We start from the raw sequence: 19,520 nt of genomic DNA, 5'->3' as shown, positions 1-19,520 counted from the left end.
ATTCCAAAATATCAAGTGAGAGTTTTATGTCCGAGTGGGGAAACATCGAAGAAGAATTAGCACATCTATGTGCCAAAGATGAATTTTATGGATATTCAAATATCAGTAGCTGGTTGAGTGAGCAAGCTAAGAAATTAGAAAGTGGAAAACTAAAAGAAGAATTAGAGCTTTATTCAAAAATTTGTTTCATGATGCTGATACCTACGAGTATGAATGAACCCTTGAAAGAAAGGGTCAATTACTTTGAACATGGTCGGAGTGCGAGACCAGAAGACTTGACTGAAGCAGAAATTGGAAAATTAGAAAGTACCTATGAGTATTTAAATAATCCATGGTTAAAGGCACGCATAGCCGAAATATTATGGTTACTAAAAAAGCCCAAGAATATTAATTGGATACAAACAGCAATTGATTGTTATTTATCAATTCGAGAAACTAAAGATAATTGGTTTAAGGATGTGGGGTTTTGTCATGAAAGGGCATTTTGTCTAGGGGCTAAATTTATAAGAAACCCAAATATTAATATTGATATAGAAAAAATGAGGGGTATAAAAATAGAAGTTATTTTGAATGAATATCAGGCTGAAAACTTTACTGTTTTAAAAATGGGGGAACTCTTAGTTAATTATGGGATGATTGAAAATTATGAATATCAATTAATTGGAAAGTATCTTGAGTTGGCTGAATCATGTAAAAATATAAATATTCATTTAGCTGATGGTTATTTGAAAGCAGTAATACATATATATGAGCAACTGAAACAATTTGAAAAAGTCTCTGAAATTAATATGGAACGTGCCAAGCTTTATGAAAAAGAGGGCGATGGACATTTAAAAAAGGAAATAATAGGAGCTGTATTGGCTCAAGATGCATATGAAAAAGCATTACAAATTTTAGCGACTATACAAAGAAAATTTCGAGGTAAATTCCAATATGCACAAATAGAGCAAAATCTGTATGAAAAGATGCATGAAGCAGCAGTGATATTTTTAGAAACCGCACCTCAAATTACACATAAAATTGATATAAAAGACATAATAGATTGGGTCAATACTGAAATTAGTGGACAAGACTTCCCAATAGCTTTACATAAACTTTTGTCTATAAAACCTATGGTAAAATTCGATGATTTACAAGAAAAAGTATTTGAAAAAATTAACAATAATTTTTTGTCAAATTTGTTTGGAGAAAAGCATTTTTCAGAAGATGCAAGAGTTATTAAGCGATCATTGGCAATGAGCACTAATGAATTCACTGATGAACAATTAGAAGTAAAAATGATTGAAGAGTGTAAGAGTGATGTAGAGTTTTGGACAAAGTCAGCACTGATAGAAGGATTTAAAGTTTTACAAAGAGAACATAACCTTAGATTAGAAGATTTTTTTCATTTAACTCAACTTTCTCCTTTTATCCCGCAAGACAGATCAAGAGATATAGCTAAAGGCTTATATTTTGGCTACGATGGTGATTTTTTGACGTCACTTCATTTGTTAGCACCTCAGATTGAGCATATTGTTCGATATCATCTGAAAAATTCAGATGTAAAAACTACCATGATTGAAGATGGTGTCGAAACAGAACTAAGCCTTAATGCATTATTAAAAAAAGAAGAGGCAAAAAAAGTATTTAATGAGGGTTTAATAATTGAGTTAAAAACAATATTTACTCACCCAAGTGGTTTCAATATTAGAAATGATGTAGCTCATGGTTTAGTAAGTTCTCATAATTACAATAAAGTTGGTTTTTTCTATGCTTGGTATTTTTTATTAAGGATTACTTTTATGCATTTTTGTAGGAAAGTACAAAGTTTAGACGAAGACGATTTTCAGAGTTTAGTAAAAAACCCGCTCTAAAGCGGGTTTTGTTAGAAATTAGATTAGTTTAACCAATCAATTTCTTCATCAATTCATTGACTTGCGCAGGGTTGGCTTTACCTTTTGCCGCTTTCATGACTTGACCAACAAGACCATTAAAGGCTTTTTCCTTACCAGACTTGTACTCTTCAACCATTTTTTCATTGGCTGCAAGCACTTCTTTGATAATCGCTTCAATCGCGCCTGTATCGGTTTCTTGCTTTAAGCCTTTCTCAGCAATAATGTCATCTGCAGATTTTCCTTCTGCTTCCCACATAAAGCCAAACACTTGCTTCGCGATTTTACCGTTAATGGTGTTATCGACAATACGTGCGATCATGCCACCCAATTGCTCACTTGACACAGGAGAGTCTGCTAAATCTAGGCCTGCTTTGTTTAAAGCACCTGAGAATTCACCCATCACCCAGTTTGCTGAAACTTTACCTTGCTTCGCACCGCCAGCAGCAGCTACAACAGCCTCGTAGAAGTCTGCCATTTCGCGTGACAGCGTCAATACATGTGCATCGTATTCAGTCACACCGAAGTCAGCAATAAAGCGCTCACGACGTGCAGCTGGCAATTCTGGCAGCGCAGCGCGTGCCGCTTCGATTTGCTCATTTGAAATGATCACTGGTAACAAGTCAGGGTCAGGGAAGTAGCGATAGTCGTTCGCTTCTTCTTTTGAACGCATTGAGCGAGTTTCCATCTTGTTTGGATCGAACAAACGAGTCTCTTGATCAATTTCGCCGCCGTATTCCAAGATTTCCATTTGACGTTCAATTTCAACATTGATCGCTTGTTCAATGAAACGGAATGAGTTGAGGTTTTTTAACTCGCAACGTGTGCCGAAAGGTTGACCTGGACGACGTAAAGACACGTTACAGTCAGCACGGAAAGAGCCTTCAGCCATGTTCCCGTCAGAAATACCTAACCAACGCACAAGGGTGTGAATGGCTTTGATATAAGCAACTGCTTCTTCAACGGAACGCATATCAGGTTCAGACACGATTTCAAGTAATGGTGTACCTGCACGGTTTAAGTCAATCCCTGACATCCCTTCGAATTGGTCATGGATTGATTTACCTGCATCTTCTTCAAGATGGGCACGCGTTACGCCAATACGCTTCACAGTGCCATCTTCAAGCTGGATGTCGATATGACCTAAGCCTACGATTGGATTGTCCATTTGGCTGATTTGATAGCCTTTTGGGGAATCAGGGTAGAAGTAGTTCTTACGTGCAAATACTGATGCTTGATCGATATACGCATCGATCCCTAAGCCAAAGCGAATCGCAAGATCAACGACTTCGGCATTCAATACAGGCAATACACCCGGCATCGCCAAATCAACAAGGCTGGCTTGTGTATTTGGGTCTTGACCAAATTCAGTTGAAGAACCAGAGAAGATTTTAGACTTGGTCGCCAACTGCGTGTGGATCTCAATCCCGATAACGACTTCCCAACCGTCAATTAATTTCAACTTTTGAGCTTCAGTCATTATGCATTCTCCTCAGCAATTGCCGCACGTTTGGTATGCCAGTCTGTGTTTTGTTGATATTGATGCACAATCGAAAGCAATTGTGATTCTGACCAGTAGTTACCAATCAACTGTAAACCAACAGGCAAGCTGTCTTTATCAAAACCCACAGGTGCATTGATGGCTGGTAAACCCGCCAAGTTCACAGCAAGAGTATAAATATCGCCCAAGTACATTTCAGTTGGACTAAGGTTCGCACCGATCTTATATGCTGTTGTTGGTGCAGATGGTGCAGCAATCACATCGACATTTTCAAATGCTTTGAGGAAGTCTTGTTGGATTAAACGACGTACTTTCTGTGCTTTCACATAGTAAGCATCGTAGTAACCCGCAGACAGGGCATACGTCCCGATCAGGATACGACGTTGTACTTCAGCACCAAAACCTTCTGAACGTGAGCGTTTGTACAAGTCCATTAAATCCACTGGATTTTCACAACGGTAGCCATAGCGTACACCATCAAAACGTGACAGGTTCGAAGAAGCTTCCGCAGGGGCGATCAGGTAGTAAGTCGGTACATAGGCTTCACTCATGTTGAGATCAATCTCAACCAAAGTCGCGCCCATTTCCTCAAGCTTTTTCAATGACTCTTCAACGCGGGCTTTCACGTCTGCATCCAAACCTGCCACATTGAAGTATTGCTTTGGAATACCAATGCGTAAGCCTTTGACTGCTGTGCCATTCAAGTTAGCAACGTAGTCATCGACTTCTTTGTCTACAGAAGTTGAGTCTTTAGCATCATGACCAGCAATCACATTCATCAAGTATGCACAGTCTTCTGCTGAGCGTGCCATTGGACCACCTTGATCCAATGATGATGCATACGCAATCATACCAAAGCGAGATACACGGCCATAAGTCGGTTTTAAACCAGTTAAGCCGCAGAATGAAGCTGGTTGGCGAATAGAACCACCTGTATCAGTGCCTGTCGCAATAGGCGCTAAATCGGCTGCCACAGCTGCTGCAGAACCGCCTGATGAACCACCTGGAACATGATCTAATGCCCAAGGGTTACCTGTCGCACCAAAGTACGAGCTTTCAGACGTTGAACCCATAGCGAATTCATCCATATTCACCTTACCTAAAGTCACAAGACCTGCAGCCTTAGCTTTAGCAACCACAGTTGCATCATAAGGTGAAATGAAGTTATCCAACATTTTTGAACCGGCAGTGGTTTTAATGCCTTGGGTACAAAAAATGTCTTTGTGTGCCAGCGGAATACCTGCCAACGCATGTGCATGACCTGACTTAAGTGCAACATCAGCAGCATCAGCTTCAATAAGTGCTTGTTCTGCTGTCACCGTTACATAACTTTTTACTTTCGGGTCAATTTTGGCAATACGTTTTAAATAATGTTCGGTCAATTCGCGTGATGAAAATTGAGCTTGTTTTAGCCCTTCAGAGAGTTCACGGATTGATAAGCGATGTAAATCTGTCATATGAAAAATTTCTTTACATTCTAAATATAAAATATTGATTAATCGAATAGAAATTATTCAATTACGCGAGGTACAAGGTACAAGCCTGCTTCTGTTGCAGGAGCGACTGCTTGATATTCATCACGATGGTTGCTTTCACTTACAATATCAGCACGTAAAGGTTGCGGATTATCAAAAGGACTTTTCAAAGGCTCAACGTTATCGGTATTAATGCCTTTTAGGCTTTCCATCATGCCAAGAATTTTATTTAAACTTTGAGCATATTCAGTAGATTGCGTGTCATTTAGAGACAAGCGAGCAAGATGTGCAATCGCTGAAACGGTCTGTGCATTTAAGTCCGTTGTCTGCTGAGCATCTGATGATGTAGACATAACTTTACCTAATTCAGTATCAAAAAATTGCAAAATATCGTGCGTTATAATAAGCGATTGACTTGTTCAAAGCATCACATTTCGTTAAAGTTGCCACCTTGCATCCATACAAAGTTTAATTGAGAACGCCCCCGTGATTCTAAAACGACTAATTGGCTTGTTTTCGCCGGATTTAGCCATTGATTTAGGTACGGCAAATACACTTATTTATGCACCAGGCCGTGGCATTATATTAAATGAACCGACTGTTGTGGCGATTCGTCATAGCGGTTCGCAAAAAATTGTTGCTGCTGTTGGTCTTGATGCTAAACAAATGTTAGGTCGTACACCAGCGAATATTTCAGCGATTCGTCCGATGAAAGACGGTGTGATTGCCGATTTTGAAGTCACTGAGACCATGTTGAATCAGTTTATCGGTAAAGTACATGAAAAGCGTTTATTTCCACCAGCACCGCGTGTTGTAGTGTGTGTCCCATGTAAATCGACTTTAGTTGAACGTCGTGCGATTCGTGAGGCTGTATTTAATGCAGGCGCGCGTGATGTCCGTTTAATTGAAGAGCCAATGGCGGCAGCGATTGGTGCAGGTATGCCAGTCGAACAAGCATGTGGTTCGATGGTGGTTGATGTGGGTGGCGGTACGACCGAGATTGCGATCATTTCATTACAAGGCTGTGTTTATGCCGATTCATTGCGTATCGGTGGCGATGTATTTGATGAGCAAATCATCAATTATGTGCGTAAAGCGCATGGTTGCGTGATTGGGGAAACCACAGCAGAAACCATTAAGAAAGAAGTGGGTATGGCTGTGACTGATGGCAAAACCCTTCAAATCGAAGTTCGTGGTCGTAATTTGGCAGAAGGTGTGCCACGTGCGATTACCGTCACTTCTGATGAAATCTCACAAGCGATTGCTGACCCATTACAAAGCATCGTGAGCGCAGTAAAATCTGCTTTAGAACAAACTCCACCTGAACTTTCTTCGGATATTGCAGAGCGCGGTATTGTGTTGACTGGTGGCGGCGCATTATTGCGTAACCTTGATAAACTGCTGGCGCAAGAAACAGGTCTACCTGTGATTGTTGCGGATGATCCTTTAACTTGCGTCACGCGTGGTGGCGGTAAAGTCTTAGAGTTCTTTGATAATCCGAACCATGACATGCTTTTTGTTGGCTAAATCATAAGGACTAGGCGGTGCAACCGAATCTTTTTTCAAGACAACCGCCATCTTTTCGCTCATTTATTATTGCGGTTATTTCATGTTTGGTGGTGCTTTTCTTTGATTGGCGCATGCCTTATGTGATTCAACCTGCAAGAGATGTCTTGTATGCAGCGTATAATCCAATTTATGCGCTGGCAAGTTATCCTGTATTGTCGCGAGAATGGCTGAACCAACAAACCAAATCTGAAACTCAATTGCGCCGTGAAAATACCGCAATGCAGGCTGAACTGCTTCAAGCTCAAGTTCGACTCCAAAAACTTTCAGAACTCTCCGCGGAAAATAACCGTTTAAGGGGGCTTTTGGATACGCCATTGATTATTGATGGTCGCATGCAAATTGCAGAAGTGATTGGAACCGATGCCGACCCATTACGCCATATTATTATCATTAACCGTGGCTCTGTGGATCACTTAAAAGTTGGACAAACTGTTCTCGATGATAAAGGGATTATGGGACAACTGATTAATGTGTACCCGCATAGTTCTCGTATCATGTTGTTATCAGATAAAGAACATTCGCTGTCTGTGCGTTTAGAACGGACAGGAATGCGTGCGATTGTATCTGGAACAGGTGATTTAGGTCGCCTAAAAATGGAATATGTTCCGACGAGCGCCAACATCCAAGTGGGCGATAAAGTATTTAGTTCGGGTTTGGGCGAACATTTTCCTGCTGGTTATTTGGTGGGTACTGTTTCTAAGGTTAGCCGTCATACTTCAGGTGAGTTTGCAGAAATTGATGTTATTCCTGCGGCACAGCTTGCCAGTGGTCATCATGTGGTAGTGTTATTTTCAGAATCTTTAGCGCAGGAGCAACCTTATGCCGATCGCTAGATTGAGTTTTGAAAAACGCAAAGATCCACTTTGGATGATTATCATCTCAATTATTATCGGGTCTATTCTTTTAGTTTATCCAATTGCTTACGAAGCTTCAGGATGGCGACCATCAATTATGTTGATGACAATGCTGTTCTGGATTCTTTATCAACCTAGTTGGTGCGGGGTTTGGTTCGCCTTTGGAGTGGGGATTTTCACTGATTTATTGTTAGATGCGCCTTTGGGTTTAAATGCACTAAGTTTTGTTTTGATTACGTTTGGTACGCGTTATTTTATTCGTGAACGTCGAATTTTAACTTTCGCGAACTCATGGGTAATCGCTGTACTTGCAATTATTGCACACTTAACCTTTTTGTGGATGAGTCAAACAATATCGAGTACACATTTTTCAATAGCGCGACATTGGCAACCGCTTGTTAGTAGCGTGATAGGATGGCCGATGGTTTATTACTGCTTACAAAAATGGCGCGTATAATTTTAGCTTCGAGTTCACCTCGTCGCAAAGAACTGCTACAACAGTTAGGTCTGGACTTTGAAATATATAGTCCAGATATCGATGAAAGTGTCCGAGAAAGTGAAATTGTTGAACACTATGTTGAACGATTGGCGAGAGCAAAGGCACATGCTGTTCTAGGTTTATTTCCTGATGCAATTGTGATTGCTGCGGATACCAGTTTAAGTTTTGCAGGTAAGATCATTGGAAAACCACAATCAAAGCAGCACGCATTTGAAATCTGGTCAACAATTTCTGGGCAATGGCATGATGTGTACTCTGGAATTTGTGTGGCAAGCTCTGTCCAATGCTTAAGTAAAGTGGTTAGAACTCAAGTCGAGTTGCAACAGTTAAGTCATACCGAAATGGAAAAATATTGGGCAACGGGTGAACCTGTTGGAAAAGCAGGGGCGTATGCAATCCAAGGGATCGCAGCTCAATATATTCCCCAAATTCGGGGGAGTTATAGTAATGTGGTCGGTTTACCGTTGTACGAAACAGCACTGTTATTAGAAAGCGTTAAAATTTAAAGTAGACACTTTCGGATATAAGAATTTTTATAAAATTTTGAGTGGATTATGGCAGAAGAATTGCTAATTAACGTCACACCGATGGAGTGTCGTGTGGCTTTAATTGAAAATGGTACGGTCAATGAGTTATTTGTTGAGCGTACTGTAAAACGTGGTTTAGTGGGTAATATTTATAAAGGTAAAGTGGTACGTGTACTGCCGGGTATGCAAGCTGCTTTTGTTGATATTGGATTGTCTCGGACTGCTTTTTTACATATCAATGATATGGTCTGGTCACGTTCGCAACCTACCCCAAATGTTTTTGAGCTTCTGCATCCGGGACAGATGTTGACGGTTCAAGTGATGAAAGACATGTTGGGAACTAAAGGTGCACGTCTAAGCACAGATCTTTCTATCCCATCGCGTTATCTAGTATTAATGCCTTATGGTAATCATATCGGTGTTTCACAACGCATTGAATCAGAAGAAGAGCGTGATCGACTTCGTAGCATGATTGAACGCATTCAGACCGAACACAGCTTACCGGGTAGTGTGATCGTTCGCACCGCAGCGGAAGGTGTAGATGAAGCTGCGATTGCACAAGATATGTGTTATCTGAGTAAGCTTTGGGAGTATATTCAACGTAAGCAAAAAGAAGTTGCGACACCTGAACTTATTTTTGAAGAATTACCTTTACCACAACGAATTGTCCGTGATTTAGCCAGTGATGAAACGGCAAAAATTTATGTCGATTCTCGTGAGATTCATGCCAAGTTAAGTGAGTTTGTGCTTGAGTTTGTGCCAACGATTGAAAATCGTCTGATTCACTATCCCGGCGAAAAGCCACTTTTCGATTTGTATAACGTCGAAGAAGATATTCAAAAAGCGTTGCAGACCCGTGTCGCACTTAAGTCAGGCGGCTATCTGATGATAGATCAGACTGAAGCCATGACCACCATTGATGTGAATACAGGCTCTTATGTGGGTGGCCGTAGTTTAGAAGACACGGTATTTAAAACCAATATGGAAGCGACACAAGTCATTGCGAGACAACTTCGTCTACGTAATTTGGGTGGCATTATCATTATTGATTTTATTGACATGCAAGAGCTTGAGCATCGACAAGAGGTCATGCGTCAGTTTGAACGTATGCTTGAACGTGATCATGCCAAAACAAAAATCACCCAAGTTTCAGAGTTAGGCTTGGTTGAAATGACACGTAAACGTACACGTGAGTCTTTAGAACATTTATTATGTGAGTCATGCCCAACTTGTCAGGGACGTGGATATGTAAAGACAGCAGAGACAGTATGTTACGAGATATTTCGAGAAATTTTGCGTTATGCCCGTGCATTTGATTCCAAGAGTGGCTTTACTGTCGTTGCACATCCAGCAGTGATTGATCGTTTATTAACGGCAGAAGCCCCAGCAGTTGCAGATTTAGAGCATTTCATTAGCAGAGTGATTAAATTCCAAGTTGAAAATTTATATACGCAAGAGCAATACGATATCATTCTGAGCTAAAGTTGTAACAAAATTTCGCTTAATCCTTGTTACAACTGAAATTTTACTTTCTATCATGAATTTTAAATACTAGAACCATAGAATGAGCCATAGGTATCTTGAGTACCTTAGCAAATAATATGAGGTATATAATTATGAATGTGAGCGAAAGATTAGTGAATCATGGTTTTAAGCATGTTTTAGACAGTAATCCAGTCAATACATGTTATATGGTTGATAGCCAAGGTAAAGAAGTCCAAATTACTACGGCAATGATCCGTTTAGCCTGCCATCAACTATTACAGCGTTGTCGTACAATTAAAAAATAAGGGGCGATTTAAAGCCCCTTAATTTTTTCTGTGAATTTAATTCGCAACTTTCTGTTCAGGCAAATCCTGAATGGCCTGTTCAAAACGCTGAATTTCGTCCTCTAAATGCGTAAGAAGTGTCTGCATTTTAGGTACTGTATTACGACATGCAATCAAACCTACTTCTAACTTATCTAAATAACTTGTCATTGTAATATTTAGTGCTTGGCCATCCATGACGATTGAAGCAGGGTAGAGCGCATCCAATTTTGCGCCATTCCAATATAATGGTTCACGTGGACCTGGTACATTCGAAATCACTAGATTAAATGCCTGACGTTTCGGTAACATTCCTGAAGCGATGTTTAAACCTGCTGGTCCATAGACTAATGCACTATAGTTCAGGATTTCATTTGCAGTCATGCGGTTAAAACGCTGTTTTGAATTCTGTACGCTACGGCGAATAATTTCTAAACGTTCAATTGGGTCTGCAATATGAGTGGCTAGGTTTGCCAAAATCATGGTAATACGATTGCTGAAATCAGAATCATCGGTACGCAATGAAGCAGGAACCATCGCAATCAAAGGTTTTTTGGGCAAACTATTTTGATTAATCAAATATTCACGTAATGCACCAGAGCAAACTGCTAGTACTACGTCATTGAGTGTTACACCAAGTGTTTTAGCGATAAGGCGGAAACGTTCCAACTCAAAAGATTGTGCAGCAAAACGGCGAGAAGAACTCACACGTTGGTTTAAGATCGATGGTGGTGCTTGAAATGTTGAGACATAATCAGGATTTTTCCCGATTTCCTTAAATAAGGTTTGTGAAAGTTCGTGCATCACTTTAGGTGCAACTTCACACTGTGATTTAATCGTATCCAAGACTCCTCTGATTTTACTTGCAGTAGGGGCCTTAGGTGCCTTTAAGCGTTTAGTTCGCTTCCCTTCGACACACCATAATGGTACGACATGCTTTTCATTTGGGTCTTTGGAGAGTGATTTTTCGATCAATCGCATTCCTGCAACACCATCCACCATCGCATGGTGAATTTTGAAATACATTGCAAAACGATTGCCTTCAATGCCTTCAATAATGTCGCATGTCCATAGTGGTTTAGCACGGTCAATCAAGGAACTGTGTTGCTGTGAAATATAGACCAATAGTTCACGAATACGCCCTGGATTTGGTAACGCAATATGACGGAAATGATGATCGATATCGAATTCAGGATCTTCACCCCAGAATAATCCTGTCAGTTGATTGTTAAATGGAGGAACCGGAATACTCTTCGATTGACGGATATCTTGAACAAGATCATGCACGAATGTCGGAGATGCATTTTCTGGGATTTCAAATAAAAATAATCCCCCTACATGCATAGGTTGCTGTCTTTTCTCTAGTGAAAGAAAAATAAAATCAATAGGGTGTAATGGGCGCATAGCAGATATAGCCTCTCATTGCATTTTTTATAAGATACTCTTTGAGCTCTTATTAGAATTATTGAACCGTTGTGTAAAGTATATACGGTTTGGTCTGGTTAAAATATGACTTTGTACTGAAGAGTTAGAAAAAATAAAACCACTGATGAATCAGTGGTTTTTATATACCAAATCTGCTAGGAATTATTTTTTCAGATTACCCGAGTGTAATCCGCACTCTTTGTGAGTTGCTTCTTCCCACCACCAACGACCTTCACGTTCATGTTGGTTTGGTAATACAGCACGAGTACATGGTTCACAACCAATTGAAATAAAACCACGTTCGTGCAGCGGGTTATATGGAATTTCCATCATTCGAATATAACTCCATACATCTGCACTGCTCCAATTTGCAAGCGGATTATATTTAATCAATTGCTTGCCTTCACCTGAAAATCCAACATCCGCTTGAACCACGGGAATCTCATTACGTGTGCCTGGACTTTGATCTTTACGTTGACCTGTAATCCAACCATCCAAAGTCGCTAATTTTTTACGTAAAGGTTGTACTTTACGAACGCCACAGCATTCCTGATGACCATCTTCAAAAAAGCTAAACAACCCCTTTTCATTTACCAACTGCTGTACAGCAGCGGATTCAGGGAAGCAAATTTCGATCTTAATATTGTAATGTTTACGCACAGTTTCAATAAATTGATAGGTTTCTGCATGTAAACGCCCTGTATCTAAACTAAATACACGGAATGGTTTACCAAGACGCGAAGCAATATCAATTAATACAACATCTTCAGCACCAGAAAATGAAATTGCAATTTCGCCTTCTTGGCTTAAAGCAAGCTCTAAAATTTCTCGTGGTGATTTATCTGAATATTCAGCAGCGAGCGCATCTACAAGGTCAATAGTCGGAATAACAGTCATAGGTGTTCCTGGCGAAAGGCTTGGGTACAATTGTAAATCATTCTAAGCAAAGCCATTTGCTTGTCTTCGATTTTAATCTTGCAGAATAAAATCGTTTTATTTAACAACAGCGCAAAAAATGAAAATCTTAATGGTATGATACAGCAATTTTTAATCAACATTGGATGCATTCATGGAAATCGTATGCCTAGACCTTGAAGGGGTACTTGTACCAGAAATCTGGATTAACTTTGCCAAGAAAACAGGAATTAAAGAATTAGAAGCGACGACGCGCGATATTCCAGATTATGATGTTTTAATGACTCAACGTTTAAACATTTTAAAAGAGCATGGTTTGGGTTTAAATGATATTCAAGCTGTGATTGCTGATATGGGACCATTTGAAGGTGCCAAAGAGTTTGTAGAATGGGTGCGTACTCATTTTCAACTGATTATTTTATCTGATACATTCTATGAGTTTGCCCATCCATTGATGAAGCAGTTAGGCTGGCCAACAATTTTCTGTCATAAACTTGAGACCGATGAAAATGGCATGATTACTGCCTATAAACTGCGTCAACCAGATCAAAAGCGTCAAGCGGTTAAAGCCTTACACGGTTTAAACTTTCGGGTAATTGCCGCAGGGGATTCGTATAACGATACTACGATGTTGGGTGAAGCGGATCATGGTTTCTTGTTTGATGCACCTGCAAACGTGATTGCTGAATTTCCACAGTTCCCACCGTTACATGGCTATGAAGCGTTGAAACAGGCGATTCGTTCGGTATCGCAACGTAATATTCCTGAATAGATCTCTTGCAAAACCCCCTATAGTTCCCCCTTGAGAAGGGGGAAAACAAAGGGGTTGTAAATATTTTTACAAGAGGTCTAATAATTTTAAATTTTTGAGCACTAAAAAAGGCGAGTCATAAATGACTCGCCTTTTTTATAGATTGGGGTTGGCTTAGAAGCGGTAGCCCAATTTTAAACCATAAGCGATAGCGTTGTTGTCTTCAAATTCAGCAACATAGTTTGGAGTGTCAAATTGAGAAGCAGCTTGAGCTTTGGCATCACCTAACCAGAAGTATTTTACGCCACCAGCAATAAAGGTCGCAGGGGTAGGGCTGTATTGAACACCAACACCTAAGTTCCAGTAACCTTCGGTAGGACCTAAGGTTGATACAGGGTTACCTGCACCAGAGTCCCAACCTACAGAGACATTACCTGCCCATTTGTCAGTCACTTTGCGACCAACACCAGCGTTTACAGACCATTGGTCATCAGTATATGCAACAAGAGCAAATTCAGGTTTACCTGTTGATGCTTGTACAGCAGGATTTTTGCTTGCTGTAGTAAATTTATCAGGCTGGATTGAGAAATCCTTCCAATTTACCCAGCGAATGTTAGCAAAGGCAACTGTGTCCGCCATAATACCGCTTTGCAAGTCAAGATTAACCGACTGTGGGGTTGTAATAGTGGTTTCTTTAGATGGAACTGCATTTAATCCAGCAAAAAGGCTTGGTGCATTGAAGGTTTCATTCAAATGAGTTGAGTGGTCAATTTCAGAACGATAGGTTACAGATGCTTTAAGCGCAATATCAGGGATTTGATATGCGGCACCTGCTAACCAACCTAAATCACCAATTTCTTTAATGTCTGCATTATAAGAACCAAAAGTTGCAGAACCACCATATGCCGCACCACGTAATTGAACATTACCTTTAATTGTTTGATAAACAGGACCAGCATAAAAGTTTAAATTTTTATTTGGTTGAAAACCAAGAATCATAGAAAGGTTCTGAGTTTCAACTTCTACAGAAGTTCCTTGAGTGCCATTATGAAATGCACCTTGTCCTTGAAGTGCAGCAGCGGCACCAGGAAGCGCAGCAGGTAATTTTGCTGTATCAGTTGAATAGGTTGCTTTTGCTCCAAATGGTTGATCATAAATCAAACCAAATGAAAGTTGGTCAGCAAGTTGTAATTTTAGTGCTGCATGAGCAAACTGATAAGAATCAGCCATTTCACCAACACTAGTATTGGAGAGTAATGGTAGCGCAGCATTCGGGTAATTGGCTTTAGTTGTTCCTGAAACATCTGCATCTAGAACCGAAAGACCAGCTTCGAAGTAGTTACCTGGTTGTAAAAAAGCAGACATTGATTGACCTGAGCGATCTAATGCTGCTGCAAATACTCCAGTTGCAGGTAGCGTCGCTAAAATCATGGCAGTGCTAAGATGTTTTAATTTCATTTTAAATCTTTCCTTGAACTTCAAGATTTTTTAGGTAGAGAAGCTATCATTGATAAGCCAAATCATTTACGACACATGATTTGCTATAACTCCATGTAACAAAAATACCATAATTAAAATAAGAGTAAATGTTCTAAATGAACTACTCAGTACGATTGATTACATGAAAATGCACAAAAAAATGCTATTTAAATTTGTATGCATTTGTGTTTTGTTGGTAATATATTGATAAATATAAAGTATTACTAATAATTCAAGGTATTTTGTTTTTGCATTTCTTTTTAATTTTTTTTAATAAGGTCAAAGATTTTTTGTAAAAATTAAGAAATTTTTCTCCATAATTTTTTTTAAAGCATTCTTTGGCATTACAGAGAAGAGTTTAGGAATAATTTTACGCAAAATTTACGTCTACTGGTTTTTTCAATATAGAGAATTTACGCTCTCAATTTCCATACTAAAGCTGACCTATTTTAAATGGCATTTGCTATGTGGGAATTTATTACTGTATTTTTCTTTTCATTGTTGTTGGCTTATCCGCTCGGACACTATCTTGCGGATGTAATGCAAGCCAAACCAATGAAAAGTGACGCTTTGTTTAAATGGATTGAGCAACCGATTTATGCGCTACTCGGCGTCAAGCGCAGCGGGATGAACTGGCGACAATATTTGGGTGCTTTTGTTCTGAGCAATATTTTATTGCTTGGGGCAAGTGTCGCTATTTTAATGACTCAAGCTTGGTTACCCTTGAACCCAGATCATATTCCTAATATGAATTGGGACTTGGCTTTACACACCACAATTTCTTTCCTGACCAATACCAACCAACAGCATTATTCAGGGCAAGCGCAACTGTCTTATCTATCGCAAATGACGGTGATTGTAGGATTGCAATATTTGTCGCCGATTATGGGGCTTGCCTTATTGGTGGCTATGTTAAGAGCATTATTTTTACAATCCGCCCAAGCAGAAGACTCAGAACAAAACAAATGGAATCGCATTAATCTGGGCAATTATTGGATGGATATCATCCGCCCCTTATTTCGATTCTTCATTCCTCTAGGATTTATTTTTTCTTTGCTGCTCACTTTCCAAGGTGTTCCATCAACGCTGTCTGCGGGCCCTACAGCGCAAGTTTTAGAGCAAAGCACAGAAGTCAAAACTCAGCATATCCCATTGGGTCCCGTTGCACCGATGGTGGCGATTAAACAACTTGGTAGTAATGGTGGTGGGTGGTATGGACCAAACAGTACTGTGCCTTTAGAAAATCCAACACCATTGTCGAATGTGATTGAGATGATAGCAATTTTACTGATTCCACTTTCTGCGGTGTTTATGGTTGGGCGTTTTATTCAACGCAAAAAACTGATGTGGATGATTTTTGGCAGCATGTTGTTGATGTCACTGTCTTCAACAGTATTCACTCTGTGGACAGAAAAATCCTCATTAATTCCCAATATGGCATGGATGGAAGGCAAGGAAACCCGTTTTGGTGCTGAGGCATCCGCACTGTGGGGAAGCTTGACTACACAAGTCAATAACGGCTCAGTCAATATGATGCATGACTCGGCTTCACCACTCACGGGATTGGTTGAACTGTGCAATATGCTGATTAATGCCATTTGGGGCGGGATTGGTTGTGGGCTATTACAGTTCTTTATTTACCTGTTTCTTGCCGTATTTATCGCAGGTTTGATGACAGGGCGTACTCCTGAACTATTTGGTCGAAAAATTGAAGTCACTGAAATTAAGTTATTAGCGTTGGTGATTCTATTACAGCCTGTAGTGATTCTGAGTTTGACGGCCATCGCGATTGCCTTTCCATCCATGACAGGGAGTTCAAATCCAGCTTTTCATGGCATTAGCCAAGTGTTTTATGAGTATGTTTCTGCCTATGCCAATAATGGTTCGGGCTTTGAAGGTTTAGGTGATAGCACGCTTTGGTGGAACCTAAGTGCCAGTGTGGCGTTATTGGCAGGGCGTTATAGCGTATTGATTATTCCTGTTTTGATTGCAGTGAGTTTAGCAACCAAACCGCAAGCAGCCGAAAGCAAAGGTTCTTTACAGATCGAATCTCCAACCTTTGCCCTGACTTTAATCGGGATCGTGTTGATTCTGACCTTGTTGCAATTCATGCCAGTGTTGGTGATTGGGCCAATTGCTGACTATTTGTCGATAAAAGTTTAAGCGTGGAGCAAGCACAATGAAACATTCAAATGCGACACAACAGATGGATATCTTGAATAAAGAAATTATTCAGCAAACTTTCCATAAATTGCTGCCTCAACACGCGTTTAAAAATCCAGTGATGGCATGTGTGTGGGTAGGAACAGTTTTAACCCTTGTTGCCACTTTGATGGGTAATGCCAGTTTTGGTTTTGGCTTAGTCCTAAGTTTGATTTTATTGGTCACGGTCTTATTTGCTAATTATGCCGAGGCGGTTGCAGAAGCCAAGGGACGTGGACAAGCTGCATCTTTACGTCAGGCGCGTGAAAACTTAACCGCAAATCGAATTCTCTATTTAAATGCTGTGCCGACTGTGATTTCCGCAAACCTACTCAAAAAAGATGATCTTGTCGTTGTCAAGGCAGGTGAAATTATTCCTGCGGATGGTGAGATTATTCAGGGTTTTGCCACGATCAATGAATCAGCCGTTACAGGTGAATCTGCACCCGTACTGCGTGAAGCCAATACTGACCGTTCAGGGGTGATTGGCGGAACTAAGGTTTTGTCCGATAAAATTATTATTCGAGTCAGTAATGAAGCAGGGCATAGCTTCTTAGACCGTATGATTGCCTTGGTGGAAGGTGCCAACCGTCAAAAGACACCAAATGAGATCGCATTGAGTATATTACTCAATATTATGACCATCACCTTTATTGTGGTGGTGCTGACTTTACCTGTTATTGGATCTATGGTCGGGATCAAAATCAGTATCGTCTTACTGATTGCACTGTTGGTCTGTTTGATTCCAACTACGATTGGCGGCTTGCTCCCAGCAATCGGGATTGCGGGAATGAATCGTGCTTTAAAAGCCAATGTCTTAGCAAAATCAGGGAAAGCGGTTGAAGTTGCAGGTGATATTGATGTGTTGCTGTTGGATAAAACAGGCACGATCACCTATGGAGATCGCCAAGCGACCGCCTTTTATCCATTGGCAGGTGTAACGCCAAGTGAATTGCGCCAAGCAGCCATGCTGACCTCTTTTGCTGACCCAACGCCTGAAGGTAAGTCGGTCATCAGCCTTGGCAAAGAGTTAGGCGAATGTATTCAAGAGCCGAAAGATGCTGAGTTCATCCAGTTTAGTGCCTCAACACGTTTATCTGGGGTGGACTTGGTCACAGGACAAACGATTCGTAAAGGTGCAGTCGATGCTATTCTTAACTTTACCAACCAAGAAATCAAAGACAATATTGAGCTTAAAACCCGTGTGGAACAAGTCGCTTCTAAAGGTGCGACACCGCTTGTGGTTGCTTCGAATCATAATATTTTAGGCGTGATTGAACTTTCAGATGTGATTAAACAAGGGATTAAAGAGCGCTTTGCATTGTTACGAGAGATGGGGATTAAAACCATCATGGTAACAGGGGATAATCCTTTGACCGCAGCTGCAATTGCCGCTGAAGCAGGTGTAGATGATTATATTGCAGAAGCGAGACCTGAGGACAAATTAGCGTGCATTCGTAATGAGCAAGCAGCAGGAAAATTAGTCGCAATGGTGGGTGATGGTACCAATGATGCACCAGCCTTGGCGCAAGCTGATATTGGTTTAGCCATGAATTCGGGTACTCAGGCTGCCAAAGAAGCAGGCAATATGGTGGACTTGGATTCCGATCCGACCAAATTGCTAGATGTGGTTGAAATTGGTAAACAGCAATTGATTACTCGTGGAGCATTAACCACTTTTTCGTTAGCAAATGACGTATCTAAGTATTTTGTGATTTTACCTGCATTGTTTGCCGTGGCGATTCCACAACTTGGGGTACTTAATATTTTACAGCTTAGTAGTCCAAGCAGTGCCGTGATTTCCGCTTTGATCTTTAATGCTTTGATTATTCCAATGCTGATTCCATTGGCACTCAAAGGCGTTCAATTCAAACCTGCCAGTGCGCTGCAATTGTTACGCCGTAATATGCTGATCTATGGTGTAGGTGGTGTGATCTTTCCGTTTATTGTGATCAAGCTGATTGACCTTGTTGTGTCATTGTGGATTTAGGAGTTGGAAATGAATACTTTATTGAGTCATGAGCAATTGAATCAACAGGACTTGGCATTATCTAATCAAGGACATTCAGTCCTACGCCCGAGTATTGGTTTGATCTTGGTTGGCTTTTTGATTGCAGGTGTGTTGTATAGTGCGATAAGTGTTTCCATTGCGCAGTTGATCTTTCCCAAACAAGCCAATGGTAGTGTCATTGAACTGGATGGTAAAATTATTGGTTCAAGCTTGGTAGGGCAAAACTTTGTTAGTGAACAATATTTCCATGGACGACCAAGTGCGGTAAGTTACAATGTCGATGGCATGGCAGGCAGTAATTTGGCAATCTCTAATCCTGATTTACAAGCACAAATTAAAGAGCGAACAGTGCGATTTGCCCAGAATAATCATATTACTGAGCAACACGTGCCGAACGATATGGTGACAGCATCAGGTAGTGGGATTGATCCTGATATTTCACCTGAAAGTGCTTTTTTACAAGTGAAACGAGTGGCACAGCAACGTCATTTACCTGAGCAACAAGTTCGTGATTTGGTACAACAACAAATTCAGCCTGCACAGTTCGGCGTATATGGGCAAGCGCGAGTGAATGTGTTGCAGTTAAATTTAGCCTTAGAGCAATTGTCATCGACCATACGTTGATAGAGCAGA

17 protein-coding genes are annotated in these 19,520 nt (G+C 40.5%); 11 read left to right on the top strand and 6 right to left on the bottom strand.

Annotated features, from left to right (window positions below; genetic code table 11):
* Positions 1–26: 26 nt before the first annotated feature.
* Positions 27–1,853, top strand: a complete 1,827-nt coding sequence (locus CDG55_RS11345) for a DUF4209 domain-containing protein (RefSeq protein ID WP_087535736.1) — start codon at positions 27–29, stop codon at positions 1,851–1,853.
* A gap of 28 nt (positions 1,854–1,881) precedes the next feature.
* Here the strand turns inward: CDG55_RS11345 and gatB are convergent, their stop codons facing one another.
* The 3 genes from gatB to gatC are packed head-to-tail and all read right to left on the bottom strand — an operon-like array spanning position 1,882 to position 5,200.
* The gene (gatB, locus tag CDG55_RS11340) at positions 1,882–3,351 is read right to left on the bottom strand and encodes an Asp-tRNA(Asn)/Glu-tRNA(Gln) amidotransferase subunit GatB (protein WP_087535737.1); all 1,470 of its coding nucleotides are present in this window, start codon (positions 3,349–3,351) and stop codon (positions 1,882–1,884) included.
* Entirely contained in the window at positions 3,351–4,829 is a 1,479-nt protein-coding gene (gatA, locus tag CDG55_RS11335) for an Asp-tRNA(Asn)/Glu-tRNA(Gln) amidotransferase subunit GatA (protein ID WP_087535738.1), read from the bottom strand. Before gatA ends, gatB begins: the two co-directional genes overlap by 1 nt.
* A 53-nt stretch (positions 4,830–4,882) precedes the next feature.
* Positions 4,883–5,200 carry an Asp-tRNA(Asn)/Glu-tRNA(Gln) amidotransferase subunit GatC gene (gatC, locus tag CDG55_RS11330; RefSeq protein WP_004664595.1) on the bottom strand — a complete coding sequence of 106 codons (318 nt, stop codon included), beginning with the start codon at positions 5,198–5,200 and terminating at the stop codon, positions 4,883–4,885.
* Between the two features lie 133 nt (positions 5,201–5,333).
* On the opposite strand from gatC, the gene CDG55_RS11325 reads away from it, so the two are divergent.
* From CDG55_RS11325 to CDG55_RS11300, 6 genes are all read left to right on the top strand, one after another.
* Positions 5,334–6,374, top strand: a complete 1,041-nt coding sequence (locus CDG55_RS11325; protein WP_004664594.1) for a rod shape-determining protein — start codon at positions 5,334–5,336, stop codon at positions 6,372–6,374.
* Between the two features lie 17 nt (positions 6,375–6,391).
* Positions 6,392–7,249, top strand: a complete 858-nt coding sequence (gene mreC, locus CDG55_RS11320; RefSeq protein WP_005161943.1) for a rod shape-determining protein MreC — start codon at positions 6,392–6,394, stop codon at positions 7,247–7,249.
* Positions 7,236–7,727 carry a rod shape-determining protein MreD gene (gene mreD, locus CDG55_RS11315; protein ID WP_087535739.1) on the top strand — a complete coding sequence of 164 codons (492 nt, stop codon included), beginning with the start codon at positions 7,236–7,238 and terminating at the stop codon, positions 7,725–7,727. Before mreC ends, mreD begins: the two co-directional genes overlap by 14 nt.
* Positions 7,715–8,275 (top strand): Maf-like protein, encoded by a 561-nt coding sequence (locus CDG55_RS11310; RefSeq protein ID WP_087535740.1) that lies wholly within the window; start codon positions 7,715–7,717, stop codon positions 8,273–8,275. Before mreD ends, CDG55_RS11310 begins: the two co-directional genes overlap by 13 nt.
* A 48-nt stretch (positions 8,276–8,323) precedes the next feature.
* Positions 8,324–9,778, top strand: coding sequence for a ribonuclease G (gene rng, locus CDG55_RS11305; RefSeq protein WP_087535741.1), 1,455 nt, complete (start codon positions 8,324–8,326; stop codon positions 9,776–9,778).
* A gap of 134 nt (positions 9,779–9,912) precedes the next feature.
* Entirely contained in the window at positions 9,913–10,086 is a 174-nt protein-coding gene (locus CDG55_RS11300; protein WP_004664584.1) for a PA1571 family protein, read from the top strand.
* 36 nt (positions 10,087–10,122) lie between these two features.
* Here CDG55_RS11300 and CDG55_RS11295 read toward each other — a convergent pair whose 3' ends face one another.
* Together CDG55_RS11295 and CDG55_RS11290 are read right to left on the bottom strand one after the other, a co-directional pair.
* Positions 10,123–11,508: a WS/DGAT/MGAT family O-acyltransferase gene (locus tag CDG55_RS11295; protein ID WP_087535742.1), complete on the bottom strand. Its 1,386-nt coding sequence runs from the start codon at positions 11,506–11,508 to the stop codon at positions 10,123–10,125.
* A gap of 183 nt (positions 11,509–11,691) precedes the next feature.
* Positions 11,692–12,426, bottom strand: coding sequence for a phosphoadenylyl-sulfate reductase (locus CDG55_RS11290; RefSeq protein ID WP_087535743.1), 735 nt, complete (start codon positions 12,424–12,426; stop codon positions 11,692–11,694).
* A gap of 172 nt (positions 12,427–12,598) precedes the next feature.
* On the opposite strand from CDG55_RS11290, the gene thrH reads away from it, so the two are divergent.
* Positions 12,599–13,216: a bifunctional phosphoserine phosphatase/homoserine phosphotransferase ThrH gene (gene thrH / locus CDG55_RS11285; RefSeq protein WP_046738126.1), complete on the top strand. Its 618-nt coding sequence runs from the start codon at positions 12,599–12,601 to the stop codon at positions 13,214–13,216.
* 153 nt (positions 13,217–13,369) lie between these two features.
* Here the strand turns inward: thrH and CDG55_RS11280 are convergent, their stop codons facing one another.
* The gene (locus CDG55_RS11280; protein ID WP_087535744.1) at positions 13,370–14,653 is read right to left on the bottom strand and encodes an OmpP1/FadL family transporter; all 1,284 of its coding nucleotides are present in this window, start codon (positions 14,651–14,653) and stop codon (positions 13,370–13,372) included.
* Positions 14,654–15,139: 486 nt separating this feature from the next.
* Between CDG55_RS11280 and kdpA the strand changes: the two genes are divergently transcribed.
* Genes kdpA through kdpC form a run of 3 tightly spaced genes read left to right on the top strand, consistent with a single transcriptional unit; the run spans position 15,140 to position 19,511 of the window.
* The gene (kdpA, locus tag CDG55_RS11275; RefSeq protein WP_087535778.1) at positions 15,140–16,837 is read left to right on the top strand and encodes a potassium-transporting ATPase subunit KdpA; all 1,698 of its coding nucleotides are present in this window, start codon (positions 15,140–15,142) and stop codon (positions 16,835–16,837) included.
* Between the two features lie 16 nt (positions 16,838–16,853).
* The gene (kdpB, locus tag CDG55_RS11270) at positions 16,854–18,866 is read left to right on the top strand and encodes a potassium-transporting ATPase subunit KdpB (RefSeq protein ID WP_087535745.1); all 2,013 of its coding nucleotides are present in this window, start codon (positions 16,854–16,856) and stop codon (positions 18,864–18,866) included.
* 9 nt (positions 18,867–18,875) lie between these two features.
* Complete coding sequence (kdpC, locus tag CDG55_RS11265; protein WP_087535746.1) at positions 18,876–19,511, top strand: potassium-transporting ATPase subunit KdpC; 636 nt, start codon at positions 18,876–18,878, stop codon at positions 19,509–19,511.
* Positions 19,512–19,520 lie beyond the last annotated feature (9 nt).

The sequence above is a fragment of the Acinetobacter sp. WCHA45 genome (assembly GCF_002165255.2).
Classification (GTDB): Bacteria; Pseudomonadota; Gammaproteobacteria; order Pseudomonadales; family Moraxellaceae; genus Acinetobacter.
Note: the sequence above shows the minus strand (reverse complement) of the source record. Positions and strands in the feature narration are given on the sequence as shown.